1 protein-coding gene is annotated in these 220 nt (G+C 51.4%); it reads left to right on the forward strand.

All coding sequences use genetic code 11. The annotated features are described in order from the left end of the window. The coding region (locus tag A3736_RS17370; protein ID WP_197465483.1) for a hypothetical protein at window positions 1–220 on the forward strand (220 nt) is incomplete at both ends.

The following is a 220-nucleotide window of genomic DNA, read 5'->3' on the forward strand; positions in this document are numbered from 1 at the left end:
GGATTTCAACCCGCTAAGCTGGCAACTGGCTTTCGTCATCCCTGCTGTGACGGCTAAAGAGTGCGCCGTTTGGCTCAATCGAAGTGTGAACGGGCGCGGTTTTGTCGTGGCTGTACCGTTCATTCTTGTGATTCTCGGCTTTGTTCTAAAGGCCAGCCTTCGCTATCTTACCGATATCGACCTTCAAGAACAGTTCCTGTTCTCCAAATCACATCTGGGC

It is taken from the genome of Erythrobacter sp. HI0063 (assembly GCF_001635685.1).
Classification (GTDB): Bacteria; Pseudomonadota; Alphaproteobacteria; order Sphingomonadales; family Sphingomonadaceae; genus Qipengyuania.